This is a genomic window from Chitinophaga sp. 22308 (assembly GCF_052045305.1).
GTDB classification, from domain to species: domain Bacteria; phylum Bacteroidota; class Bacteroidia; order Chitinophagales; family Chitinophagaceae; genus Chitinophaga; species Chitinophaga varians_A.
On record NZ_JBQEOP010000010.1, the window covers coordinates 194312 to 216966 of the forward strand.

General features: G+C 50.9%; 19 protein-coding genes and 2 tRNA genes. 11 read left to right on the top strand and 10 right to left on the bottom strand.

Annotated features, from left to right (window positions below):
* Window positions 1-214: 214 nt before the first annotated feature.
* From ACTJJS_RS31520 to ACTJJS_RS31530, 3 genes are all read right to left on the bottom strand, one after another.
* Window positions 215-1069, bottom strand: a complete 855-nt coding sequence (locus tag ACTJJS_RS31520) for a YwqG family protein (protein ID WP_440667819.1) — start codon at window positions 1067-1069, stop codon at window positions 215-217.
* Window positions 1070-1080: 11 nt separating this feature from the next.
* On the bottom strand, window positions 1081-1725 hold the full coding sequence (gene trhA / locus ACTJJS_RS31525; protein ID WP_211092810.1) for a PAQR family membrane homeostasis protein TrhA: 645 nt from the start codon (window positions 1723-1725) through the stop codon (window positions 1081-1083).
* 72 nt (window positions 1726-1797) lie between these two features.
* Window positions 1798-2796 carry a hypothetical protein gene (locus ACTJJS_RS31530; protein ID WP_440667821.1) on the bottom strand — a complete coding sequence of 333 codons (999 nt, stop codon included), beginning with the start codon at window positions 2794-2796 and terminating at the stop codon, window positions 1798-1800.
* A gap of 95 nt (window positions 2797-2891) precedes the next feature.
* Between ACTJJS_RS31530 and ACTJJS_RS31535 the strand changes: the two genes are divergently transcribed.
* Window positions 2892-4349, top strand: coding sequence for an SDR family NAD(P)-dependent oxidoreductase (locus ACTJJS_RS31535; protein ID WP_440667824.1), 1458 nt, complete (start codon window positions 2892-2894; stop codon window positions 4347-4349).
* Window positions 4350-4383: 34 nt separating this feature from the next.
* Window positions 4384-5361, top strand: a complete 978-nt coding sequence (locus ACTJJS_RS31540) for a hypothetical protein (protein WP_440667825.1) — start codon at window positions 4384-4386, stop codon at window positions 5359-5361.
* Between the two features lie 17 nt (window positions 5362-5378).
* On the opposite strand, the gene ACTJJS_RS31545 is transcribed toward ACTJJS_RS31540, so the two are convergent.
* The 4 genes from ACTJJS_RS31545 to ACTJJS_RS31560 form a co-directional block, all read right to left on the bottom strand.
* Window positions 5379-5448: transfer RNA gene (locus ACTJJS_RS31545), tRNA-OTHER, on the bottom strand.
* 129 nt (window positions 5449-5577) lie between these two features.
* Window positions 5578-5649, bottom strand: a tRNA-Ser gene (locus ACTJJS_RS31550).
* A gap of 71 nt (window positions 5650-5720) precedes the next feature.
* On the bottom strand, window positions 5721-6077 hold the full coding sequence (locus ACTJJS_RS31555) for a GIY-YIG nuclease family protein (RefSeq protein WP_440667826.1): 357 nt from the start codon (window positions 6075-6077) through the stop codon (window positions 5721-5723).
* A complete protein-coding gene (locus ACTJJS_RS31560; protein ID WP_440667827.1) occupies window positions 6074-6673 on the bottom strand; it encodes a TetR/AcrR family transcriptional regulator in 600 nt (199 codons plus the stop codon). Before ACTJJS_RS31560 ends, ACTJJS_RS31555 begins: the two co-directional genes overlap by 4 nt.
* A 252-nt stretch (window positions 6674-6925) precedes the next feature.
* Between ACTJJS_RS31560 and cfa the strand changes: the two genes are divergently transcribed.
* The gene (gene cfa / locus ACTJJS_RS31565; RefSeq protein WP_440667828.1) at window positions 6926-8092 is read left to right on the top strand and encodes a cyclopropane fatty acyl phospholipid synthase; all 1167 of its coding nucleotides are present in this window, start codon (window positions 6926-6928) and stop codon (window positions 8090-8092) included.
* Here the strand turns inward: cfa and ACTJJS_RS31570 are convergent.
* Window positions 8082-8915 (bottom strand): class I SAM-dependent methyltransferase, encoded by an 834-nt coding sequence (locus ACTJJS_RS31570; RefSeq protein WP_440667829.1) that lies wholly within the window; start codon window positions 8913-8915, stop codon window positions 8082-8084. The genes cfa and ACTJJS_RS31570 overlap by 11 nt on opposite strands.
* A 312-nt stretch (window positions 8916-9227) precedes the next feature.
* On the opposite strand from ACTJJS_RS31570, the gene ACTJJS_RS31575 reads away from it, so the two are divergent.
* Window positions 9228-10457, top strand: coding sequence for a YncE family protein (locus ACTJJS_RS31575; RefSeq protein WP_440667831.1), 1230 nt, complete (start codon window positions 9228-9230; stop codon window positions 10455-10457).
* Entirely contained in the window at window positions 10457-11695 is a 1239-nt protein-coding gene (locus ACTJJS_RS31580; RefSeq protein ID WP_440667833.1) for a hypothetical protein, read from the top strand. The genes ACTJJS_RS31575 and ACTJJS_RS31580 overlap by 1 nt, the downstream gene beginning before the upstream one ends.
* Here the strand turns inward: ACTJJS_RS31580 and ACTJJS_RS31585 are convergent.
* Window positions 11684-12427, bottom strand: a complete 744-nt coding sequence (locus ACTJJS_RS31585) for a class I SAM-dependent methyltransferase (protein ID WP_440667834.1) — start codon at window positions 12425-12427, stop codon at window positions 11684-11686. The two genes, ACTJJS_RS31580 and ACTJJS_RS31585, sit on opposite strands and share 12 nt — an antisense overlap.
* 6 nt (window positions 12428-12433) lie before the next feature.
* Complete coding sequence (locus ACTJJS_RS31590) at window positions 12434-13240, bottom strand: aminotransferase class IV (protein ID WP_440667836.1); 807 nt, start codon at window positions 13238-13240, stop codon at window positions 12434-12436.
* 131 nt (window positions 13241-13371) lie between these two features.
* On the opposite strand from ACTJJS_RS31590, the gene ACTJJS_RS31595 reads away from it, so the two are divergent.
* From ACTJJS_RS31595 to ACTJJS_RS31620, 6 genes are all read left to right on the top strand, one after another.
* On the top strand, window positions 13372-13974 hold the full coding sequence (locus tag ACTJJS_RS31595; protein WP_440667838.1) for an RNA polymerase sigma factor: 603 nt from the start codon (window positions 13372-13374) through the stop codon (window positions 13972-13974).
* Between the two features lie 93 nt (window positions 13975-14067).
* Window positions 14068-15237 carry a FecR family protein gene (locus ACTJJS_RS31600; RefSeq protein WP_440667840.1) on the top strand — a complete coding sequence of 390 codons (1170 nt, stop codon included), beginning with the start codon at window positions 14068-14070 and terminating at the stop codon, window positions 15235-15237.
* Window positions 15238-15565: 328 nt separating this feature from the next.
* Window positions 15566-19087, top strand: a complete 3522-nt coding sequence (locus ACTJJS_RS31605) for a SusC/RagA family TonB-linked outer membrane protein (protein WP_440667842.1) — start codon at window positions 15566-15568, stop codon at window positions 19085-19087.
* A 14-nt stretch (window positions 19088-19101) separates the two neighbouring features.
* The gene (locus ACTJJS_RS31610; RefSeq protein WP_440667843.1) at window positions 19102-20553 is read left to right on the top strand and encodes a RagB/SusD family nutrient uptake outer membrane protein; all 1452 of its coding nucleotides are present in this window, start codon (window positions 19102-19104) and stop codon (window positions 20551-20553) included.
* A 23-nt stretch (window positions 20554-20576) separates the two neighbouring features.
* Window positions 20577-21485 (top strand): hypothetical protein, encoded by a 909-nt coding sequence (locus ACTJJS_RS31615; RefSeq protein ID WP_440667845.1) that lies wholly within the window; start codon window positions 20577-20579, stop codon window positions 21483-21485.
* A gap of 35 nt (window positions 21486-21520) precedes the next feature.
* A complete protein-coding gene (locus tag ACTJJS_RS31620) occupies window positions 21521-22642 on the top strand; it encodes a redoxin domain-containing protein (RefSeq protein ID WP_440667846.1) in 1122 nt (373 codons plus the stop codon).
* Window positions 22643-22655: the final 13 nt, after the last annotated feature.

A 22655-nucleotide genomic window follows, 5' to 3' on the forward strand; every position in this document is an offset into this window, starting at 1 on the left:
ATAAAAATATATATTATAAACTGTTTATCAATCCATAATATATAAAAACAAAAACCGTCTTATAAAAATAATAGTAAGACAGGCAAGGGCGCAAGTTAGGTAATGTCCTGGTCATTAGCATCATAAAAGCATCATATTCATAAGGCCTTCATGGCAAACCATGACCAGGCAAAGCCCGACAAACACCGCAGCAGTGTTGTAGTTGGATAAAAGGTCAGGAGCTGTACAGCGTCAGATACGTTCTGTCAAACGCCCGGGCGCGCAGTGCTTTTTTCGGCATCATAAATTGTATACAACCGGCGTCCCACCAGCAAAATCCAACCTTCATGTCGGAATCTATCTGCAACAGCAGTATCATATCATCAATGGCCTCCTCCACTGCCTGCTGGTTGCCATTGAAGTGCTGTAACAGCGTGGCACGGGCGTTCTTGGGGAAATAGTCATAAGGCTTGCCTGCCTCCAGGTACATGGCAGCCTCGATATTGTGGTCACCATGCTGCCCGTCAGCATAACCGCCAATGCGGCCTGCGCCTTCGGTGAGATGCATACAGAGGTCGTCCAGCGCGTCCATTTCATCTTCGGAAAGCTGGTCATAGTCTACATACGCATAGTTGGGCGGCATAATGGAAGCCGCTGCTGCCAGCCTGTACCCGGTATACCGCTCTTCCTTCTCCAGGACAGTAGTACGGGGCGGGGCGGTGCGCTGCAACCCTGTCTTATCTGCCACATATATCACCTTGTGAGCGATGTTACGCGCCTGTTGCATATCTCCCATAAAAAAATACAGGATACCGGTGGAGGGCAGCAACTGTTGTGTGTCCTGCGGATAAACAGATTCCAGGTCCAGTTGCGCAATAAAAGACATCGGTTCGCCATCATCTGTCAGCGGCCATTCAAAACCAGGTGGCAGGTCCGGCTCACCGGCTACACGGGAATTACCAATAAGCTGGTAGTCTTCCTTTTCTGCCAGCGTGAGATTAATAATGGGGCGGGCTGCGGAAAGCAGATAGTCCGATACTTCCGAGAGTTCAAATTCGTGGATTAACTCCTTATACTGTTCGATAGTCAAGGTTACAATATTTACATGGATAACAAAATGGCCACATAATGACACACAGCGCCGGAAAGCACCAGCAGGTGCCATAAGGCGTGCGTATATTTATACCTGTCCCAGATATAAAAAATCACGCCGATGGTATATAAACCGCCGCCTACGCACAACATCACAATAACTGAAAGCGGCAGTTCGGTAAAGAAACGTTTACCGCCCACCACCAGCATCCAGCCCATCACCAGGTAAATGATGGTGGAAATAATGTCGAACCGGCCGGTGAAAAATACTTTAAACAGAATGCCTATGGCTGTAAGTCCCCACAGGACCGACAACAGTGAGATACCGAAGGCGTTATTCATATACACCAGCAAAAAGGGCGTATATGTTCCGGCGATCAGAAAATAGATACTGATATGATCGAAGATGAGAAATACTTTTTTGACGGCCGACTCCTGCGAAATATGATAGATGGTCGAGCAGGTAAAAAGCAGGATAAAACAAAAACTGTAGATGCCTGCGCCCACAATCCCCGGTGTATTACCGTGTGTGGCAGCGATGCTGGTCAATACCGGAAGGCCGCTGATACCGAATACAATGCCAATGGCATGTACCAGTCCGTTTACGATTTCCTGCTTCCGGGTATAGCCTGTTGGTGAAGCCGTCATTCCCATGAGTCAAAACATTTAACGGCTGTAAATGTAGGACAAAGCAGGAATGTGCCGTGATAGAGATTGTCTATAGCATTATCTTTTTTTGACAAACCCTCCTACCATTTCGCCGTTGGTGATGTCCAGCGAGGCACCTGCGTCATCATAGAATTTGCAGGTAAAGCGCATCTTAACTTTCACGCCATAGTAGCCTGCATAGCCGGCCCAGTCTTCTGCGCTGACGATGGTAAAAGTACCATTAGGCTGACCGGTAGCGCCATTGAGCGTACTCCAGTTCTTGCCGTTTTCATCTGTCCAGACCAGCAACACACCGTCGGTGAAAGTCTGGTTATTAACCGCCGCATATCCATAGTTGCCGGGCTGGAAAAAGGTTTTAAAGCCCTGGTTGGTGACTGCGTCAAAGTTGGTCAGTTTACCTTTGGATATCAGCAGTTCTGTTTTTCCCTGTGGCAGGTTGTTACCGCCGGCCCATGAGATACCGGAACCCATTGTCACATCAGTGCCGCCGGTGGTTTCGGAGGTGAGCATGTAATTGTTGGCTGTTGCCACGTCCTGCTCATAGTCTTTCCCGTTAGCCGTCAGTTTGTAATAAAAATCTGCCGGAGGAGGCGGCACGTCGGGGCCGCTGCCACTCACCTTAACGGCTACACTGCAAGACGATCCTGTGGTCTTTAACGGGAAATTAAAAGTGCCTTCCTGTTGAGGCGTACCGCTGGCAATCAGCGTGATCGTATATTTGCCGGTGGCAGAAAAGCTGCCGCCGCCGGAGAATTCTATTCCATTGACGTTTCCGGTGGTCAGCGTCCATACACCGGGTATGGCCACCTGCACGGTTACCTGTATTTTTGCGCCGGCAGCGGTGGTGCCGACTTTGAAAGTACCGGTAACGACGGCATCGGAGCAGCTGTTGCCCTGATGTTCAAGCCCATAGGTGGCCAGGTCTGCCGGCGGCACCACTGGACCTGTTCCCGCTCCCTCCCTGGAGAGCTCTTTAGAGCATCCTGTCGAGAAAACAACAGCCAGCAGGAAAAGGAAAATGTGGGCCAGGTGTATACGGAAACGTGCGTTCATCATCGTTATATTAATAGGGTATAATTACAAATATATCAACATAAATTAATAACATCTATCTTTAATCATCCAATTTATTTTTTAACCCGACGGAGAAGATGGAGCGAGCATTCACACAAGAAGAATGGGAAGCCTGTATAAAAGTGTTACAGGTATTGTCAAGAGACCCGGACCAGTCGCCGGACGATATGACGCTGAAAGGGCTGGTGACCAAGCTGTACAAGCGTGCCAAAAAAGACAACAAAGCCGCCGTGGCGGAAGCCAGGCTGGCAGCGGTGGCCACGCCGGCCGTGCGGATGACCTTACAGCGGTTGCAGCAGATATCGCAGCAGCAGGATATCCTGCGGCAGTACGATAAAAAGGAAGTGCTTTCCCAGACGTTGTTGTTCAGGAAATATGAGTTGCCCGATACCGGCCTGCCGGCCGATAAAAAAGAAGACCTGACACTGACCACCATGCAACGTTGTTATATCTGTCAGACGCCTTACCGGAAAGTGCATTTCTTCTATCATATGTTATGTCCTTCCTGCGCTGAGACCAACTACAGCAAGCGGTTACAGCGTGCCGACCTTCGTGGGCGCGTGGCCGTAATTACCGGCGGACGCATCAAGATCGGATACCTGACAGCCCTGCGGCTGTTACGCGATGGCGCCCGCGTGTGGGTGACCACCCGCTTTGCCAAAGACTGCGCGTTGCGTTTCAGTGAAGAGAAAGACTTCTCCGAATGGGCACACAGGCTGAAAATAGCGGCGCTGGACCTGCGCAACCTCGGGCAGGTGAACCAGTTCATACAACAGCTGTATGGCGAAGAAACACACCTGGACATCCTGATACACAATGCCGCACAGACGGTCAAAAGGCCGACAGCCTTCTATCAGCATCTTTTCGCGACAGAAGAAGCGCCACCGGAAACCCTGCCCGAAGCCGTACGCCGCTGCCTGGCCCCTGCCCCGCCCTTCCGTTACCTTGGCGACGCATGGGAACAGCAACTGCTGCCTGCCGAGATGCACCAGTGTTTTCCTGAAGGGCAATATGACAAAGACCGGCAGCAGGTAGACCTGCGTTCCAGCAACAGCTGGACCCTGCGGCTGGATGAAGTGCCACCCGGCGAAATGCTGGAGACGCAGCTGGTGAACGTTACCGCTCCTTTTATGCTCAACAGCAAACTGAAAGCGCTGCTGAAGCAGTCACCTTTCCCCCGCCGGTTCATTATCAACGTATCGGCCATGGAGGGGCAGTTCAACCGTGGCTCCAAAACGCCGTTCCATCCGCATACCAATATGGCCAAAGCCGCGCTGAACATGATGACGCGCACGTCGGCGCAGGATTATGCGCTGGACGGCATCTATATGAACAGTGTGGACACTGGCTGGATCACACAGGAAAATCCGCATCCCAAAAAGGAACGGCTATACGAAGAAGAAGGATTTGTGCCGCCGCTGGACGAAACTGATGGCATGGCCCGCATCTACGACCCCGTGGTGTCAGGTCTTGCCAGCCCGGACATTCCGCTGTTCGGGCATTTCCTGAAAGACTATCAGCCTTATGCCTGGTAAAATGTATGTTGACCATCACCCGTAAAAAAATCATATGCAGCATAATACCCTTGTGTGCCCCGTTGATAACGTAAAGCACACCTTTTCTTTTCAACGCAGTGACCTTGACCCGGTATTACAATACCTGGAAAACAATGAGCCGCTGCCCGTTACCAACCTGGTATTCCCGGTAGGCACCGTAACCACCGATGGACGGCTGGACATGTGCAAACAACAGCTGGGCGTGGAAGGGACGCAGCTGGTAACAGCCGCCCTGCGACAGAACACTCAGATCAAACATATCCTGATGGGCACCAACGCCTTTGGCAATCCCGGTGCGCAGGCCGTGGCAGACCTCGTGTCTGTAAACAATACCATTGAAACCGTGTACCTGGGCTGCAACTACATAGAACAGGCAGGCGCCCAGGCGCTCTGTGAAGCCCTCAGCAGCAACCAGTCTGTAAAAAGCATGTGGCTCAAGAGAAACCCTATCGGCAGTCACAGTATGCCCAACATTGTGCAGCTGCTGCAACAAAATCCAAACCTGCGCACGCTGGACCTGGTGAACACCTGCGCCGGCGAAGGTTTCTTTACACTGCTGGAATACCTGAAGGAAAATACCACGGTGGAAAGACTGTACCTGAGCGGCAATTATCTCACTGCTGAGATGATGATACCTGTCAGCGAAATGCTGGCGGCCAACAAACACCTGAAATCTCTTTTTCTGAGCGTTAACAATATCGGGGACAAAGGCGTGGCGCACCTGATACATGGCCTGAAACAAAACACTACGCTGGAACAACTCAGTCTGTCCAGCTGCGGCATTGAGGCCGAAGGCATGCAGCTGCTGCACGAACTGCTAAGCACCCGGCCCTACCTGAAATGGGTGGACCTGAGTTATGCCCCGTCCACCAAAGCTTTGGGCGCCAAAGGAAATTTGCCGCTGCACCTTTCCGCGATGAAAGATTTTCCGGCATCACCGGACAACTTTACGCATCCCGACAGTAAAGCGATTAAAAGCGTGTACCGTTAAGAGAGAGAGAAAAAGTGACAAACCGGGGAGAATCGAACTCCCACCCTCTGCTTGCTGGCAGATACTCTTCCATTGAGCCACGGTCCGTCACGGGTGCGAACATAGAAATAATTATCCATATTTCACAAAAGTAAAAGCCTGGCGTATGGCCAGGCTTTTACTTTTATCGTATAACCGTAAGAGTTATACAAAGGTTTCTGTAACAGGAAAATATTGTGGAGGAGTAGGGCTCGAACCTGCATCTCCGGGCGAGCAGCACCGGTGTTTTTCCATTTTAAACTATCCCCCTGGATAATGCGATAAAGCCGGAAAGGGCCAAACTTCATCGCGGCGCAATATAGTTAAATATCCGTAATGATTTAGCTTTTCTGCTGATGATACCCTTTCTGGTGATAGGGTTGCAGTTCTTCGAGGCATAGTTTATACAACGCCTGCACTTCCTTTTTATAGTCCACTGCCGGGTCATTGGTTTCTTTCAGTTCCTCTACGATCTCGTACGCAAAGTTATCTTCTCCCAGCAGGTTCCAGTCTTCCTGCAGGGCCGCATTAGGGTGTGTATTGGACGACAGTTGCAGTCTGACAGAGTTCCATGCGCGGTCCAGGTCCATGCTGTGATGTATCCATATCCGGTCATTCTGTTTGTTGCGTACGCGGAACACGCCCATGCGGAAAGACATTTGCCGGTATGCGTCTTTCAGTTCTTTTTTTGATTTCATGTGTTCATCTCTTTAAGCTGGCTGTCAATAAATGTGTTGGCGGCCTTCAGGAAGGCCGGGTACCCTGAAGGGGATTGCCTGTTGATGTATAACAACAGCAGGCCGGAAAGCCCGTACAATAACGCTGCTTTTTTATTGGCCGCCGCCGTGGCGGTTACGGTTTTATTATTGATAAGGCTTTTCCATTCTTCCTCACACAGTTTGTCCAAGAAGCCGGTGATCAGCGGGGCCGTGTCCGGTTGTTTGTTCAGGTCGGACAGTTTCTCCATGAAAAACAGTTCAAAAATGCCGGGGTATTGTACAAAATATTCGAGATAGGCCAGCAGGATGGCACGTAACTTCTTCTCTCCCTTTGCTGCTTTGGCGCTGCGGGTGGTCACGTAGGCACTGCATTCCTCCTGGAAGTCCTGTACACAGAGAAACACCAGGTCTTTTGCGTCCTTAAAGTAGTTGTACAACGTAGCGAAGGAATAACCTGCTTTTTCCGCGATGTTGCGTACGCTGACACTTTTAAGCCCTTCGCTTTTCAGGATTTCTTTTGTTGCTTCGATGAAATACCCCCTGATGCGTTGCTCCTGTAAGGCCTTGTTCTTCATATTTACCTTTATCCAATTTTTAATATCCGCAAAAATAATGAACACTGTTCAAATTTCAAAACAGGATTATACTAAAAAACAGACACCAAACTCTGGCGATGCTGCTACGGGCATGCAGGGGCGTGATTTTACCGGCAGAATATTGTTACATTTGTTATAGGCGATCGTACCCCAAAAACGGCCCGACACCTCGGAAAAATCATTTTATCGGGAACAAATACCTCCCCTGGCCTGTTAACTTGTTATACAGCCATGAACAACGAAACAACAAAAAGCATAGTCACCCGGCTGCTATCGGCAGCGGGTATCGCGGTAAATGGAAACAACCCGTGGGACATTCACGTATACAACGAAGATTTTTATTCCCGCGCATTGTACCAGGGTTCCCTCGGACTGGGAGAATCCTACATGGAAGGCTACTGGGACTGCCTCCGGCTCGATGAGTTCTTCTACAAAATACTGCGTTCCAACCTCGACAAAAGCGTCCGTAAAAGTCTGCGGCTGAAGATGGACATCCTGCTGGCGCGCGTGTTTAACTTCCAGCGGCCGGCACGCGCCACCCGTAACGGCCAACGCCACTACGATGCAGGCAACGATCTTTTCCAGAACATGCTGGACAAAAGGCTCACCTACACCTGCGCCTTCTGGGACAACGCCACCACCCTGGATGAAGCACAGGAAAACAAATTAGACCTCTCCTGCCGCAAACTACAGCTGAAACCCGGCATGCATGTCCTCGACATCGGCTGCGGATGGGGAAGCTTCGCAAAATTTGCCGCTGAAAAATACGGGGTGACCGTAACCGGCGTCACCATATCCAAAGAACAGGTAGCCCTTGGGCAGCAGTTGTGCGCCGGCCTGCCTGTCACCCTGCGGCTGCAGGACTACCGCCAGCTCAACGAAAAATTCGACGCCATTGTATCACTGGGCATGTTTGAACACGTAGGTCCGCATAACTATAGCGAATATATGAAAGTAGCCGCCCGCTGCCTCAAAGATAACGGCCTGTTCCTGCTGCATACCATCGGCGGCAATGAAACGTCCGCTTTTACAGACCAATGGCTCAATAAATACATCTTCCCCGGTGCGGTCATTCCCACCATCCGGCAGATTGGCCAAGCCATAGAAGGCATTTTCGTGATGGAACACTGGGAGAACTTCAGCGTGAACTATGATAAAACACTGATGGCCTGGTACGAAAATATCACCGCCAACTGGGACAAGCTCAAAAGCCGGTACGACCAGACATTTTTCCGTATATGGAAATATTACCTGTTGTCCTGCGCGGCCTCTTTCCGGGCGCGGCATAGCCAGCTGTGGCAGATCGTACTGTCGAAAAACGGTGTGCCTGGCGGGTATCATGTTGCAGCCTCCCGCGAAAACAGTCCCCTTACATACGCCAACACCATCAAGCCCTGACACCGGAGGTTACCCGCAGGCTCCACTCAAAATAGAGTTTACCGTCTATTACATGCCTCCCCACCCTGCCGGCTACTTCCGACCGGACAATCTCCTGCACCGGCTGCGGAATATCCTTTAATGCATTTACCACATCAGCACTAACCCGTGTTACATACTGCCAGTGGTCGTCTACGGAATTAAACTGTACAATGCCCGTCAGCACCTCTTCCTCTACGGATTGGAACTCCGCCGTTTCAAACCAGTCGGACATCTCGCCAGGCTGCATACAGTGAAACATGCCCGGCACATGCTGATTATATAGTTTACGGCGGGTAACGGAAGCAATCGCGTCAAGTACAATATTGATCCACAAATTATGCTCTAACAGTCCCCAGGCTGAAACAGCCAGTCGCCCGCCAGGCTTCAATACGCGGTTGATTTCTTTCAGCCCTGCTGTAATATTCTTAAAAAACATGACGCCATTTCTGCATACTACGGCATCGAATATACGATCATCGAAGGGCATATCAGCAGCATCGCAACAGACCACCTCGAAATTAGACAGTCCCTTTTCTTTCGCTTTGCCTATAGCAATCTCTGCCATACGGGGAGATATGTCCGTGCCCGTTACCAGCGCATCCGGATATAACTGCGCAATTGTCAGTCCCGGCTCCCCGGTGCCTGTACCGACGTCCAGTATCCGTAAAGGATTTTTAAGATGAAGGTGTTGCAACAATGCGGTTGTTACAGGTTTCAGAAACAGGTTGATAACATTTTCCCATTGTCTGCGGTCATCTGACCTGTGGTCCCAGTAATCGCCTGGGTGCAAAGCATTTTCCATGGTGGGTGGAATTAAAGGTTCACAAAATAAGTAACAAAACACTGCGCCGGCGAACGGTACAATCAACGCTAAAAGTAACGCATCCCTGCGCAAAGAAGCTTCAGTATCAAACTGCTATCAGGGTTCGTTTTATACCGATTACTTTTATTTCCCGAAGCTGAAACCTTTGGCTATTATCTGTTTTAAGGTCCATCAGTTAGTTAGGATTAAAAACTTTACACATTGGCACATCAGGTATGCAAGCTGATCCTTTGCATATAATGTTTATAAATTCAACCACCCGCCTGTATACACTTTTTAAAACAACCACGTATGTTAAACTTCAAATTGCTGATAAGAGTTCTGTTCTTCTGTTGCTGCCTGCACTTACTGCACGCCTGTAAAAAAATAGAAGATCCTGCCACCAAACAGAAAACCCTTTTCTTTATTGACTACCGGCATCTGGCCGGCGGCAGCGATGGCATCGCTGTAATGGAGCTGGACCCTGAATCGCCGGATTTCGGGAAGATATTGCACCGGACAGAGCTGGGAAAAGGCGTGCTGCCACACCACCTGTATTTCAACCGTGATGAAAAAAAGCTCTATACTACCGCCCTGGGTGGCAGTTACCTGTATGAGTTAAAAATGGAATGGAACCACGAAGGATATCCTGTCATCTACGAGGCCAACCCTGTCAACACCGGTGGCAATACAGTAGGAGAAGATATCTTCTTCACCCGTAACGGCCAGTACTGGGTAACCTTTATGGGTGGAAAAGGCGGCGTCCGCGACGGCAGCGTTGGCGTGTTCGACGCGCATAACAATCAGCTCATCAAAACCATCTCCTCCTCTATTGACGAGCATCCCGACAAATTCATCATGTACCCGCACGGCATTTCTATATTTGAAGATAAAAATCTGGCGATGGTGACCTCCACCATTCACCCCGATCTCACCAGCGGTATCGGTAACACCTGTACGCTGATAGATATGAACACCTACAATATCATTAAGACCTACCGCGTGGCAGACAGTGCCACCGACCTGTCCAGCCCGGTGGAAGTACTGTTGCTCCGCAATGAATACCCGCGTTACGCCCTCGCCAATACCATGATCGGCGGCGACATCTGGATGGCTGCATTTGATGATAAAACCAACCAGTACAGCGAATTTAAGCGGGTATTAAAAGGGGCCAACCAAGGGTTGGGCTGGGCGCTGGAATTTTATATTGCAGATGACAAACTGCTATACGTAAGTTTTGGTCAACCCGGAAAAATCCTGGTGTTTGATCTGAACTACCTGCCTGAACTGCGGCAGGTGCGAACATTACCGGCTGACAAGGGCGCGCACCACATGGCTTTCTTTAAAACCAAGTCAGGCCGCTCTGTAGTGGCCGTGCAAAACAACCTGCTCAACCTGCCCAATCTCAATGCCGGCACCATTGACGTAGTTGACATCAATACCGGTGAGAAACTGGGCACGGTTGATATGCGCAACAAATACCAGCTGTTGCCCGAATCGATAGAAGGCACATTAGGCAAGGCACACTATATGCACCATTGATGAGGTACCGGTTACTTGTCATATTTCTGATCGTCACACTACAAAGGTTAAACGCACAACCGGCGCCTGTGCTTCCGTCCGACAGTATGCTGCCCCGTATAACACGCAGCCATCTGCTATTGCAGGCTTACGCGATGAGCGCACAGGCTTACCGGTGGCGCGCACACAGCGCCCTGGCATGGGCGCCGCCGGTGGTGGGCGCCGGCACGTTTATGATCCCGTGGTCTGCACGCCGCGTGTATAATGACATTGCGCTGGGCAGCAGAATTGTGCAGGCAGAGCAGGCAATACCGCATCCGGCAAAGCTGCGGAGCCGCTACCAGTACCTGGCTTTTGAGGCAAACATGGCACTGACCGCGCAGACGGTTGCCCTGAACCGGTTGCACTACTCCGCCCGGCAACAATATATCCGCCATGTGGCAGCATTGCAAAAGGCCGCAGCACTAAGGCGGCAGGAGCAGGTATTGTCTTTTATCCACCAGGTGGCACTGGCACGGCTGCCTTACCGACAGGCACAGCTAGCCGCTGTAAGCACCGCTGCGGCAAGGCTCACAGCGGTAAGTGATGATATACGCACACAGGAATCGCTGGCTGCCGGCACAAGGGCAAGATTGAGCAGCCTGTTATATCTCACCGGGCCTTTTACCACAGACAGCAGTTACACGCCGGCGTTTACGCCCGGCAACACAGACACCGTGTCACTGGCACAGGCCAACAAACAGGTATATCAACTGGAAGAAGCCATACGATGGCGGTACCTGGAACAAAAGGCCGTACGGCAAGAGCAGCGGCCGGATTTCAACATCGGCTTTTACCAGTTCTTTCCGGTATCGCCGCTGGTGCCCAACAATTTCAACATCATGGTGGGCATCAGGATACCGCTGGCGCCATGGGCGGCAGGCTATTACCGTCGGAAAACGCAGGCCATCGGGACAGACATCGCCGCACTGACGCAGCAGCGCAGCGCCCTGTTGCAACAGACACAGGTCCGGCTAACGGTACTGGAGCGGGACATCCGCATACAACAGCAACGCATATACGGTATTACGGAAAAAATATTACCAGCGCTGCAACATGCGCTGGAGGCTGATATGGCGCGATATCAGGAAAACAGGCTGGACCTGGCTGCCGTACTTCGTTCGCTCGAAGCAGCGTGCGCGATGGAAGTACAGCTGTGTGACTACCGGCAACAGCTATATGAAATGATTATCGCATACGACCAGCTGCTATACCGCTGACGGTTTCTGTGCTGCTATCAATATAAAAATAGGGCGACGGGTTTCGTCTTTCATTTCCGGGTATTTCTCCAGCACGGCCGGTGAAGGTTTGGGCTCTTCCACCCGGGTGATGATAAAACCGGCATCCAGCAGGCCGTTGATCAGTGTGGCGACCGTGCGGTGGTACTTCACCACGTCCGTGTCCAGGAAACGGGCCACCCGGCGGCCTTCGTCCTGGTAATGATCTACAGGCCAGTGCAGCCGTTGGCCCGCTGTATCGTAGTACCAGTCCTGCGTCTCCATGGCCGTAAATACAGGGTGCTCGGTAGAGAATACAAAATGTCCGCCTGCCGACAGGCTATTGTGCACTTTGCGGCAGATAAGGTCATAATGTCCGGTATAATGCAGCGCCAACGAGCTAAGTACCACATCGAAAGAACCGGGAGGAAAATCGATGTCCTCCATGGCTTCCCGCAGGTAGGTGATACCCGGGCCATTGTTACGCAGGCGTGCCTGTTCCAGCATTTTTTCGGAGAGGTCCATTCCTATTACGCTGGCGGCCTGCTGTTCCATCACATAACGGCAATGCCAGCCAAAGCCACACCCGATATCCAGTACCCGCTTGTCTTGCAGGGGCGGCAGCAGGCTACGGAACACTTCCCATTCCCCGGCCGCGTTCAGTCCTTCTACGGAGCGCGCCATCTGGCTGTAGTTTTCAAAAAAGCCGGGATCGTCGTACTTATTTTCTTTCATGGTGGTTTACAGGTTATCCCAGGGAATGGTTTCGTAGGCCCGTTCCAGTATGTCAGACAACGTATCGTTACTATGGTCAAACATATGTTGGTCTATCTGCGCAATCATTCCCCGATGGTTAACAGAGTTGGTATAAAAAGCGTTTTTATATTCGTATAGCTGTGACAGTGGCACATTGCGGTGGATGACCGCCACACCGTTGTTCCAGAGGCTGTCTGACAACAGCTGTACCATAATGCCCGGCAAGGCGGGTGTGGCCGGCAATACAATACTTTGTCCGTCGTAAAAGCCGACGTTCCAGATAGCGCCTTCTGAGATGTACTGTTGCTGATCGACGTACAGGACGTCGTCAAAACCAGCGTCCATGGCTTTGCGACGGTATGCCAGAATCCCGGAAACGATGCCGCTGTATTTAATTTCCGGCAACAGGCGTTCAAAGCGGGCGGACATTACTTTGATCGGTTGCGATGCCGGCGCCACCGCCGGTGTTTTGGTGACCAGCACCTGCAGGTCTTTTTCGCGGATGACCGGCTGGGCGAAAGCGGTCGTAAAAATATTCACGCGGAGCGAGCAGGACTCCTGTTCCGCTGTGATCTGATGCAGACAATCGATAATATGCCGGTCTGGCAGCTGACAGCCAAACAGCTGCCGGCTGCTGCCAGCCAGCCTCTCCAGGTGAAGGTGTAGTCCTTTCACCTGTCGTTGTCTTACCTGCATAGCCGTAAAATGACCGTACTGCAACGCCATTAGTCTGGGCATATCCGCCATGGTGAGCGGTCTGCCGTCCAGTTCCTGTACAAATATATTGTCCATCCTTAAAGCTACTTAAAGTTTGGCAAATGCCCTGAAAGCGCCGGTGTTTGGGTTTTTAAAAAGATTTTGATACTTTAGCGCCCAAACCAGCCATACCAACTTTTGTGAGCCAGGGGACATACTTTTAACTGATGAAGGGCAGTCAATATAATGAAAGGGAGATCGTTGCCCGTATAGCCAAAGGTGATGAGTCCGCGTTTGCTGTCTTTTTTCGTCACCATTACCAGAAAATTTATGAAGTAGGACTGATGCTAACGCAGACGGAATCCGTAGCGGAAGAGCTGGTGCAGGATGTTTTCGTGAAAGTATGGAAACAACAGGCGCAGCTGCCGGAGATCATGGACATCCCTTCCTGGCTGTTCATCATTGCGCGCAACGACGCCTACAAGGCCCTGCGGCGCAGCACCCGCCTGAAGGTGGTCCTGGACACGCTGGAGCTTCCCATACCTGTTTCCAACGAAACTGACGAACACATTATCTACCGTAATTATCATGAGCTGGTGAACAAGGCCGTGAGCCAGTTGCCCATACGACAACAAACAGCCTGGCGCCTGAGCCGGGAGGAAGGATTGAAACGCGAGGAGATCGCGGCCCGCATGCAGATCCGTCCGGACACGGTAAAAGAACACCTCTCCCTGGCCGTTAAAAACATCCGTGGTTTTCTCGAATCGCATGACGCCTTCCTGATCGGAGCAGAGCTGATCTTTGTCTGGAGCTTGCATTCCCTCAATTAATTTTTTTGGGGACACCCCCCACCCGCTCTTCTTCCGGGGTCTTTATAATAACGGGACCGTACCACCTACTTATTACGCCCGCTTACAGCTTATATGGACCAAAATCGACTGGATTATTTATTTAACAGGTATACTGCCGGCGAGGCTACGCCCGAAGAACTTCGGGAGTTTGACATGCTGGTGCAGCAACCTGAACATGAAATAGTATTACATACAAAAATCGACCAGTTGTTCCGTGCCACCAGCGGAACAGCCACTATGCCGGAAAAGGCCATACAGGCCACTTTACAGCATATTACCGGGAAGCCGGCCTCTTTGTCCGTCGTTCGTTACCTGCGCCGCAGCTGGTGGGCTGCAGCCGCGGGGCTGTTGTTAACAGGCAGCAGCACGTGGCTGCTCACCCGGCCCCGCTATGAGGTGGTGGCCCCTTTGGCCGATAAGGTGCCCGGCAGCCATAAAGCCGTGCTGACGCTGGCCGATGGCAGCACTGTAGCGCTGGACAGCAGTGGGCAGCAGGTCATCGGACAGCAGCAGACCACTATCCGGCAATCCGGCGGACAGCTGCAATACAGTGTACAGTCGCCCAACGCCGTAGCCAGCTATAATACACTGACCACTCCCCGCGGCGGGCAGTTCCGGGTTGTACTGCCCGATGGCACGGTGGTATGGCTCAATACCGCTTCCGCGCTGCGTTATCCTACCGCGTTCAGCGGCACCGACAGGACCGTCGAGTTGCAGGGAGAGGCTTATTTTGAAGTGGCCGCCAACGCCACGCAGCCTTTCCGGGTAAAAACAGCCGCACAGGAAGTACATGTGCTGGGCACCAGTTTTAACATCAACGCCTATACGGATGAAGCCAATACTGTCACCACACTGGTCAGCGGCCGGGTGAAAGTGAACACGCCCGGAAAAGGTGCCGGCGTGATGCTGGAGCCGGGCGAACAGGCGGTTGCCGCGCATAGCGGCAGTCAGCAGCTCAGCGTTACGCGCACGTTCACGCCCGATGTTATCGCCTGGAAGAATGGGTTGTTCCTGTTCGACAATGCCGATCTGACGACGGTGATGCGTTGTCTGGAACGCTGGTATGACATCGACGTAAAATATGAAGCGAAGCCCGATATACACTATACCGGGCAGATCGCCAGAAACCAGCCGTTGTCCAAAGTCATACATATGCTGGAGCAAACCGGCCAGGCCCGTTTCAGGCTTGTCACGGCCGGACAGGGACATCAGGCGAAAGATATGATCATCATCCTGGAATAAAAAATGGCAGGGAGGGCCATACCATGATATTAAATTAATACAAACCGCGATCTAAAAACAGCCACCATTAAAAAACCGGAAACGTTGGCGCGTTCCCGGTACATGCCAGATCTACATTGCCTGACGCCGGCTCGTATTCCATGGCCAGGCAGGATCATGATTTATTACAAACCATCATCGTAAATCCAAACGACACGAAGATATGAGAGAAAGTTTATTCTCCCAAGGGGGTTTATTGCCCCGTTGTATACCGATACCAACAACCAAAACTCCGACAGATCCCACCACCAGCCAGTCTGACCGGAACCGATTTAAAAAAGTGTTATTAATGATGAAACTTACAGGAATGCTGTTGCTGGCTTTTTGCCTGCAGGTAAGCGCCAGGGTGTACTCCCAGAAAGTGACATTAACGGAGCGGAATGCCTCCGTACAACAGCTATTCAGCACCATCCGCCAACAAACCGGCTACCTGTTTCTGTACAGCAACGAAACGCTGAAAAACACACATCCCGTGTCCGCACAACTGACAGAAGTACCGCTGAAAGCAGCGCTGGACCATATTACCAGCAACCAGCCTATTACCTACAGCATTGAAGAGAACAATACCATCCTGATCAAACCCAAACCGGTAGCAGCGGCCACCGCGCCTGTTCTTCAGCGGATCAACGGTACCGTACGGGACGAAAAAGGTGTTCCGCTCATCGGAGTGACCGTGAAAATAAAGGGCACCAACGGCGGCACGATCTCCGATGAACAGGGCAACTGGTACATCCAGGCCACCGATGATGCCACCATCCTGGTGTTTTCCTTCATCGGCTACAGCAACCATGAAGAGCCTATCAAAGGCAGAACAGTGATCAATGTAGTACTCAGACAACAAGACAAAAGCATGAGCGAGATCGTGGTCACCGGTTACCAAAAAGTAGAACGGCGCTCACTCACCTCTTCTATCACTTCTCTCAAAACAGAGAACCTCAAAACCATCAATCAGCCTAATATCGATAAGCTGTTACAGGGCCAGGTGCCAGGTATGGTAGTGATGAGCACTTCCGGCGCCCCCGGCGCCATGCCACAGATACGCATCCGCGGTACGTCTACCTTAAGCGGCAACACGCAGCCGCTGTGGGTGGTGGACGGTATCATTCTCGATGATCCCATCAACGCTTCCGTAGATGACATCATGACTAACCGTAACCTGATCGCTTCCGGTATCGGCGGTATCAACGTGGAGGACATCGAATCCATCAACGTGCTGAAAGACGCAGCGGCCACAGCGATCTATGGTACCAAGGCTGCCAACGGCGTAATCGTGCTGACCTCCAAAAAAGGTACGGCCGGCAAAACCCGTATCAACTTCACCAGCTTCGCCACCGTAGGCATGCGCCCGCGAATTGAAGATGCGTATATGATGAACTCCAAAGAAAGGATCGGCGTAAACCTGGAAATGATGCGCCGGGGCGTATTGACCGCCACTTCTCCACGCGCCGGTGAATACGGCACATCCACCGATTTCGAGCGTGCGCTGATAGATGTACATGACCACAAAATGAGCTGGTCGGATTTTGAGAAAAGAGTGAATCAGCTGGAACAGGTCAACACCAACTGGTTTGAATACCTCTTCCGTAATTCATTCACCCACCGTCAGAACCTGAACATCTCCGGCGGTAACGAAAAGACGACTTTCTATCTCTCCGGCAGCTACATGGACGAACAGGCCACCGCATTACAGACCGGCATGAAAACCTACACCGGCTCCCTGAAAGTGTATACCAAGCTGCATCCTACCCTTCGTGTAGGCGGTATGCTGGACCTCAACCGCCGGGATAACGGCAGCTTCTTTGCCACCGACTCCCGCGAGAACCCCTTTGAATGGTCGATCTATACCACACGTGCACAGAATGCCTATGACGAAAACGGACAGTACAACTACCTCTACTACAACGGCATTAAATACAACTTTCTCGAAAACCGCAACTATGGCTGGCGTAACTCACAAAACTTCAGCATTCGCGGAACAGTGGATATTGAGTGGAAACCTATCAGCTCCCTCATCTTCGGCAGCCTTTTCTCTTTCACCAATCAGAATACCACTGATGAAGATGTGGCTACTGAGAACAGCTACTTTGTAAAAAGCCGGCAGCGCGACGTTACCAATATTGTCAACTCCGTTGCTGTCCCCTTGTGGAAAGAAGGCGGCTATCGCAAAGGCAGAAACAACAATAACAAATCGCTTACGCTCCGTAACCAGGTATCGTTTATGCCTATACTGAACGCCAACCATCGCTTTGATGTGATGGCCGGTCAGGAAATACGTACGTCCAAATACGAAGACGAGATGACCGAGATATACGGTTATGTACATGACCGTGGCCGTCAGCAGATGCCGCAGTTTGACCTGATGAAACAAATGGGCCGGCCATACTGGTCGGAAAGCCTGAACCAAAGCGCTGCCGTTTCTTACTTTGGCACAACAGGCTATACTTATAAAAACCGCTACACCGTTAGCTTCAACGCACGTACTGACGGCTCCAACCGCTTTGGCCTTCGTACCAATCAGCTGTTTCAGCCACTATGGGCAGTAGGAGCCAACTACCAGATGAAGGAAGAAGAGTTCTTCGCCAACAAAGACTGGTTAAGTTACCTGACGCTTCGCGCGTCCTATGGCAGCCAGGGTAACGTAGCCTCTCAGGCATACTCCGACCTGGTGGCCACCATCGGCAAACCGGACCTTGCCAACACAGACAACTATCTGGTGATAGACGCCCCCAGGAACCCTAACCTGAAATGGGAAAAGAACTATACCGCCAACGTAGCGCTGGAAATCGGATTGTGGAAACGCCGGGTGATGGCCACAGTAGAATGGTACCATAAAAAAGGCGTTGACCTGCTGGGCAGCAAACGTGTATCACAGGTTTCCGGATTCAGTACCCTGCAGGTAAACTGGGCATCCATGAAAAATACAGGCCTGGAATTCTCCTTAAGCACTATCAATATCGATACAAAAGACTTTCGCTGGTCTACCAATATCAATGCCGGTTACAATAAAAACGAAGTGCTGGACGTATATTCCCTGCCTTCCGTTGATGGCCTGACCAATGCACAACGCTCCAACTATGCGGCTTCTGCTGTTGTGGGCAAACCTGTTAACGGCCTCTGGTCTTACCGTTATGCAGGCCTGAACAAAGACGGCCGTGCCACCTTCTATACCGCCAAACCCGGCGAAACAGTGCTCAACGGTATGCGCAACATCGACGGCCTCGTATATTCCGGTTCCACTATGCCCACTGTACAGGGTGGTTTCACCAATACATTTTCCTATAAAAGATTTACGCTGTCCGCTTTGTTCATCGGCAGTTTCGGTAACGTGATCCGTCTGCGTAATATCAGCGCCAACAATACATTCGTCTTCCCTGAAACGACCCAGAACATGTCTGCCGAGTGGGTTGACCGCTGGCAGAAACCAGGCGATGAACAGCACACCAACATCCCCAAACTGGAATCAGACAATAGTGTTCCCGGTCTGGCCGATGTATCACCCTACAATGCCACTATGTATAACAACAGTGACCTAAGGACTGTGAAAGGTGATTTTGTGCGTCTTCAGAACCTGTCTCTCAGTTACGACTTATATAATGCGCGCCTGCGTAAGAGTGGTATTCAAAATATGCGCTTCATGATACAGGGCAACAATCTGCATGTATGGAAGAACAGCGCATTAAAAGGCCAGGACCCTGAAGCAACGGGCTCGGTGATGAAATATGACCGTACCAGCAATGCTAACGTGTCTTTCGGCAATACCTACCTGCCGCTGCCACGTTCTTATTCATTCTCTTTTTCCTTACAGTTTTAAAAACAGATGCCATCATGAAATTCAGATATCTGACGCCCCTGTTATTGTTTTCACTGATCTTCACCAGCTGTAATAAAATGCTGGACATCAAACCGGTGAACCGGATGATGCCGGTAAGCATATCAGATTACGAATCTGTTCTGGTGGGTGGTTACCCGCGGGTGGACTACTTTATGAAAACGGAATTGATGACGGACAACATGACCGCCAACCTGAACATAGTTGCCTCACCACAAAAGGAACTGGAGCTTTGGTTTTCCTGGTCACCGTCCAAACAACCTGATGGTGGTGAATTAGATCCTTACTGGGGACAGCTGTATACCTCTATCTATTACGCCAACACTGTATTGGATAATTTTAACGACCGCCAGCCGGAGCTCAACGAGAAGGAGTTGTATGAAACGGTGAAGGGAGAAGCCTATGCCCTGCGTGCCTGGTGTTATTTTTATCTGGCGAACTTTTATGCCGAACCTTACAGTCCTGCTACCATCCAGGCTTACGGCGTGCCTATGCCACTCAGTGCCAAAGATGTTCATCAGCACACACAAAACAACGTACGCGAACCGTTGGGGAAAGTGTACGCACAAATCCTCTCCGACCTCGAGCAGGCCTCCGGTTTGCTGGCGGGTAAAAAGGCCCGTAATGTTTTCCGTCTGGATGCCAGTGCTGTTGAGGCTTTACAGGCACGTGTACATCTCTTCATGGGTGACTACGACAAAGCCATTGCTGCTGCCACGGATGTAATCGTGAACAAGCCATTGTCTGATATGAATAACATGCAGACCTATATTGAAAGTGAAGGAAATGCCCGTGCATTTGCCCTTAACACGGGTTTTATCGATGCAGGAGATTATAAAAACGAAGTACTGTTTTTCACCGGCGGTACCGCTAATATGAATATCTATTATCATAGCAATACGGTGTTCAGGCCATCATTGGAATTGCTCGCATTGTGTAATCGTCCTGCCGGGGGCAGTGACTACCGTCGTTATATCTTCTCCACTTTTGCAGACCTGAATACCACAGATGGTAAACTGAACGGACCAACGTTGTACAACATGTACGCCAAACAGGACAAGCCATGTTATTACATCGGCCTGAAAGTGAGCGAGTGTTATGTAATACGGGCAGAAGCCTATACCAGGCTAAAGCAAAAGGACAAAGCTATCGCTGACCTCAACACATTATTGGTACGCCGTATACGGAAAGGCGAATTTGTACCCTTGAAAGCCGCTGACTTTACAGATGAGACTTTATTGAACCGTGTTCTCGAGGAACGCCGTATAGAAACCGCCTTTGAGGGTGGTATCCGTTGGATGGACCTCAGACGGCTGGGTAAACCGGCCCTCTCCCATGTCTATAAAAACGGACAAATCTATGAGTTAAAACAAAATGACAACCGTTATCTCCTGCAATTGCCACTGTCAGAGATCAACAACAGTCCTTCTATCCCTTTAAACCCCTGATCATCACACAAATGAGACAACACATGAAACCGATATATGTTTCCATCCTCGCCCTGGCAGCCTGTTTTACAGCATGTTCCAAAGAAGAACAACCAGGTTTTACGGCCGAACCGGGCGTGCAGCAACAGTTTACGCCACCTGCTGACGCCCCTGCCGAAATCAAAGACATGTATGATCACTACGGTGTCTGGGTACGAACGGACTTTAAAGACTGGAAGGAAGTCACCAACGGCGTACTGGCATCTGATGTCAACAACCGCTGGGGCGCCACCAAAATAGACGCTGACCAGCGCGCCGCTGTAACGACCTATGTGCAAACATTGCTGTCCAATGTGTCCGATAAATTTGCCAAGCGGTATTTCCCGCTGGAGCTCTTCTTTGTAAAGACTTATAGTGCCCCGTTTTTCGACATAAATATCAGGGACCTCGGTCGCAGCCGCCTGATTATCTGCTGGCCCAATCATATGTATGGCGCGTTGCCTGTCACCGATCCTGTTAATCATTATTACCAGGACTCTGCGCTGGCCCGCAGCATCTGGGGCTACCTGGGCAATATGTCGGCACTACGTTTTGACGCACCTGTCACGGCATTTGTACTGGCCGGCAAGGCTTACGATAACGGAGCCGCAAGAGAGCTGGTATTCAAACAATACGAGAGAGACCGGGATTTAGAAGCACGCGACAAAGCCATGGACCAGATAGCCCTTAACGGTGGTTTTATAACGTCTCTCGGCAGTGTATCATTTGATAATGATTTCGGGGAATGGATGCGTTTACTGGCCACGGAATCCTATACCAACATCAAAGCCAAATACCTGGATAACAGTCCCGCCCGCGCCCGCAAGTACGAAGTGATCATCCGTTTCTTCAAAAGTTACGACTGGGACATCCAGGCAGCCGGCAACAAATACCGGGAGAAACTGGGTAATTAATTCATATATCAACATCAGCATAAACCAACGATTACATGAGAACATTAGCATTGACCACCGCCTGCTTACTGCCCGTTCTGGCATTCGCCCAGGAAGGTCCGTACACCATTACCGGCAGTATCGGCAAAGAGAACAAATTTGAGAAAGCTTACCTGTACAGCAGCAACAGCAAAGGCAGGCTGATAGACTCTGTTGCCATTAACAATGGCAGCTTTACCTTCACGGGCAAGACTGATATTCCGGCAAGAGCATTCCTTTTCACTGGTAATACCCTCTCCTCTTCCTTCACTGCCAACCGCCTGGTGTTCTACCTGGAGCAGGGCAAAATCCGTATAGAAAGCGCAGATTCCATCGCCAGTGCCACAGTGAAAGGCGGTGCTGCCAATACAGTCCATCAGCAATACAAAGCGGCTTCCCGCGACGTCAACAAACGCTCTGATGCGCTCAGCCAGAAATACTATGCCACCCCGGTAGCAGAACGGGAGCAGGAAGCCTTCAAACAACAGTATCAGGCCGACAACAAAGCGATAGCCGCCGCACAGCAGAAAGTGGTGACCACCTTTATCAAAGCACACCCCAATACATCCGTCAGCCTCGATGCGCTGACCGAATGGGCGGGCTATGATCCGGACCCGGCAGTAGTGGAACCGGTATTTAAACTACTGTCTCCCGCTATCCGTAAAAGCAAAGCCGGCGAACATTTCGCAGCTCAGTTAGAAAGCCAGCGCAGGACCGCCATCGGCGTAATAGCGCCGGAGTTCACCCAGAATGATACCCTGGGCCATCCTGTGGCACTGAAAGATTTCCGCGGCAAATATGTACTGGTAGATTTCTGGGCCAGCTGGTGCGGTCCCTGCCGCCAGGAGAACCCTAACGTGGTAGAAGCTTTCCATAAGTACAAGGATAAGAATTTCACCATCCTCGGCGTATCCCTCGACAATGAAAACGGCAAGTCGTTCTGGATGCAGGCTATCCATGACGACAAGCTGCAATGGACACAGGTATCTGACCTGAAAGGCTGGAAAAACGAAGCCGCCAAAATGTACGGTGTACAAGGTATTCCGGCGAATTTCCTGATCGGCCCCGATGGTAAAATCGTTGGTAAAAATCTTCGTGGAGAAGCGCTGGAGAAAAAGCTTGCTTCTTTGTTACAGTAGTATTTTTAGCAGC

Excerpts from the sequence above, each read along its gene's own strand:
- ACTJJS_RS31560 (WP_440667827.1), bottom strand. The coding sequence starts at position 6,673 with ATGAAGAACAAGGCCTTACAGGAGCAACGCATCAGGGGGTATTTCATC.
- trhA (WP_211092810.1), bottom strand. The coding sequence starts at position 1,725 with ATGGGAATGACGGCTTCACCAACAGGCTATACCCGGAAGCAGGAAATC.
- ACTJJS_RS31610 (WP_440667843.1), top strand. The coding sequence starts at position 19,102 with ATGAAATTCAGATATCTGACGCCCCTGTTATTGTTTTCACTGATCTTC.
- ACTJJS_RS31615 (WP_440667845.1), top strand. The coding sequence starts at position 20,577 with ATGAAACCGATATATGTTTCCATCCTCGCCCTGGCAGCCTGTTTTACA.
- ACTJJS_RS31620 (WP_440667846.1), top strand. The coding sequence starts at position 21,521 with ATGAGAACATTAGCATTGACCACCGCCTGCTTACTGCCCGTTCTGGCA.
- ACTJJS_RS31535 (WP_440667824.1), top strand. The coding sequence starts at position 2,892 with ATGGAGCGAGCATTCACACAAGAAGAATGGGAAGCCTGTATAAAAGTG.
- ACTJJS_RS31580 (WP_440667833.1), top strand. The coding sequence starts at position 10,457 with ATGAGGTACCGGTTACTTGTCATATTTCTGATCGTCACACTACAAAGG.
- ACTJJS_RS31575 (WP_440667831.1), top strand. The coding sequence starts at position 9,228 with ATGTTAAACTTCAAATTGCTGATAAGAGTTCTGTTCTTCTGTTGCTGC.
- ACTJJS_RS31595 (WP_440667838.1), top strand. The coding sequence starts at position 13,372 with ATGAAGGGCAGTCAATATAATGAAAGGGAGATCGTTGCCCGTATAGCC.
- ACTJJS_RS31600 (WP_440667840.1), top strand. The coding sequence starts at position 14,068 with ATGGACCAAAATCGACTGGATTATTTATTTAACAGGTATACTGCCGGC.
- ACTJJS_RS31540 (WP_440667825.1), top strand. The coding sequence starts at position 4,384 with ATGCAGCATAATACCCTTGTGTGCCCCGTTGATAACGTAAAGCACACC.
- ACTJJS_RS31530 (WP_440667821.1), bottom strand. The coding sequence starts at position 2,796 with ATGATGAACGCACGTTTCCGTATACACCTGGCCCACATTTTCCTTTTC.
- ACTJJS_RS31605 (WP_440667842.1), top strand. The coding sequence starts at position 15,566 with ATGATGAAACTTACAGGAATGCTGTTGCTGGCTTTTTGCCTGCAGGTA.
- cfa (WP_440667828.1), top strand. The coding sequence starts at position 6,926 with ATGAACAACGAAACAACAAAAAGCATAGTCACCCGGCTGCTATCGGCA.
- ACTJJS_RS31585 (WP_440667834.1), bottom strand. The coding sequence starts at position 12,427 with ATGAAAGAAAATAAGTACGACGATCCCGGCTTTTTTGAAAACTACAGC.
- ACTJJS_RS31555 (WP_440667826.1), bottom strand. The coding sequence starts at position 6,077 with ATGAAATCAAAAAAAGAACTGAAAGACGCATACCGGCAAATGTCTTTC.
- ACTJJS_RS31590 (WP_440667836.1), bottom strand. The coding sequence starts at position 13,240 with ATGGACAATATATTTGTACAGGAACTGGACGGCAGACCGCTCACCATG.
- ACTJJS_RS31570 (WP_440667829.1), bottom strand. The coding sequence starts at position 8,915 with ATGGAAAATGCTTTGCACCCAGGCGATTACTGGGACCACAGGTCAGAT.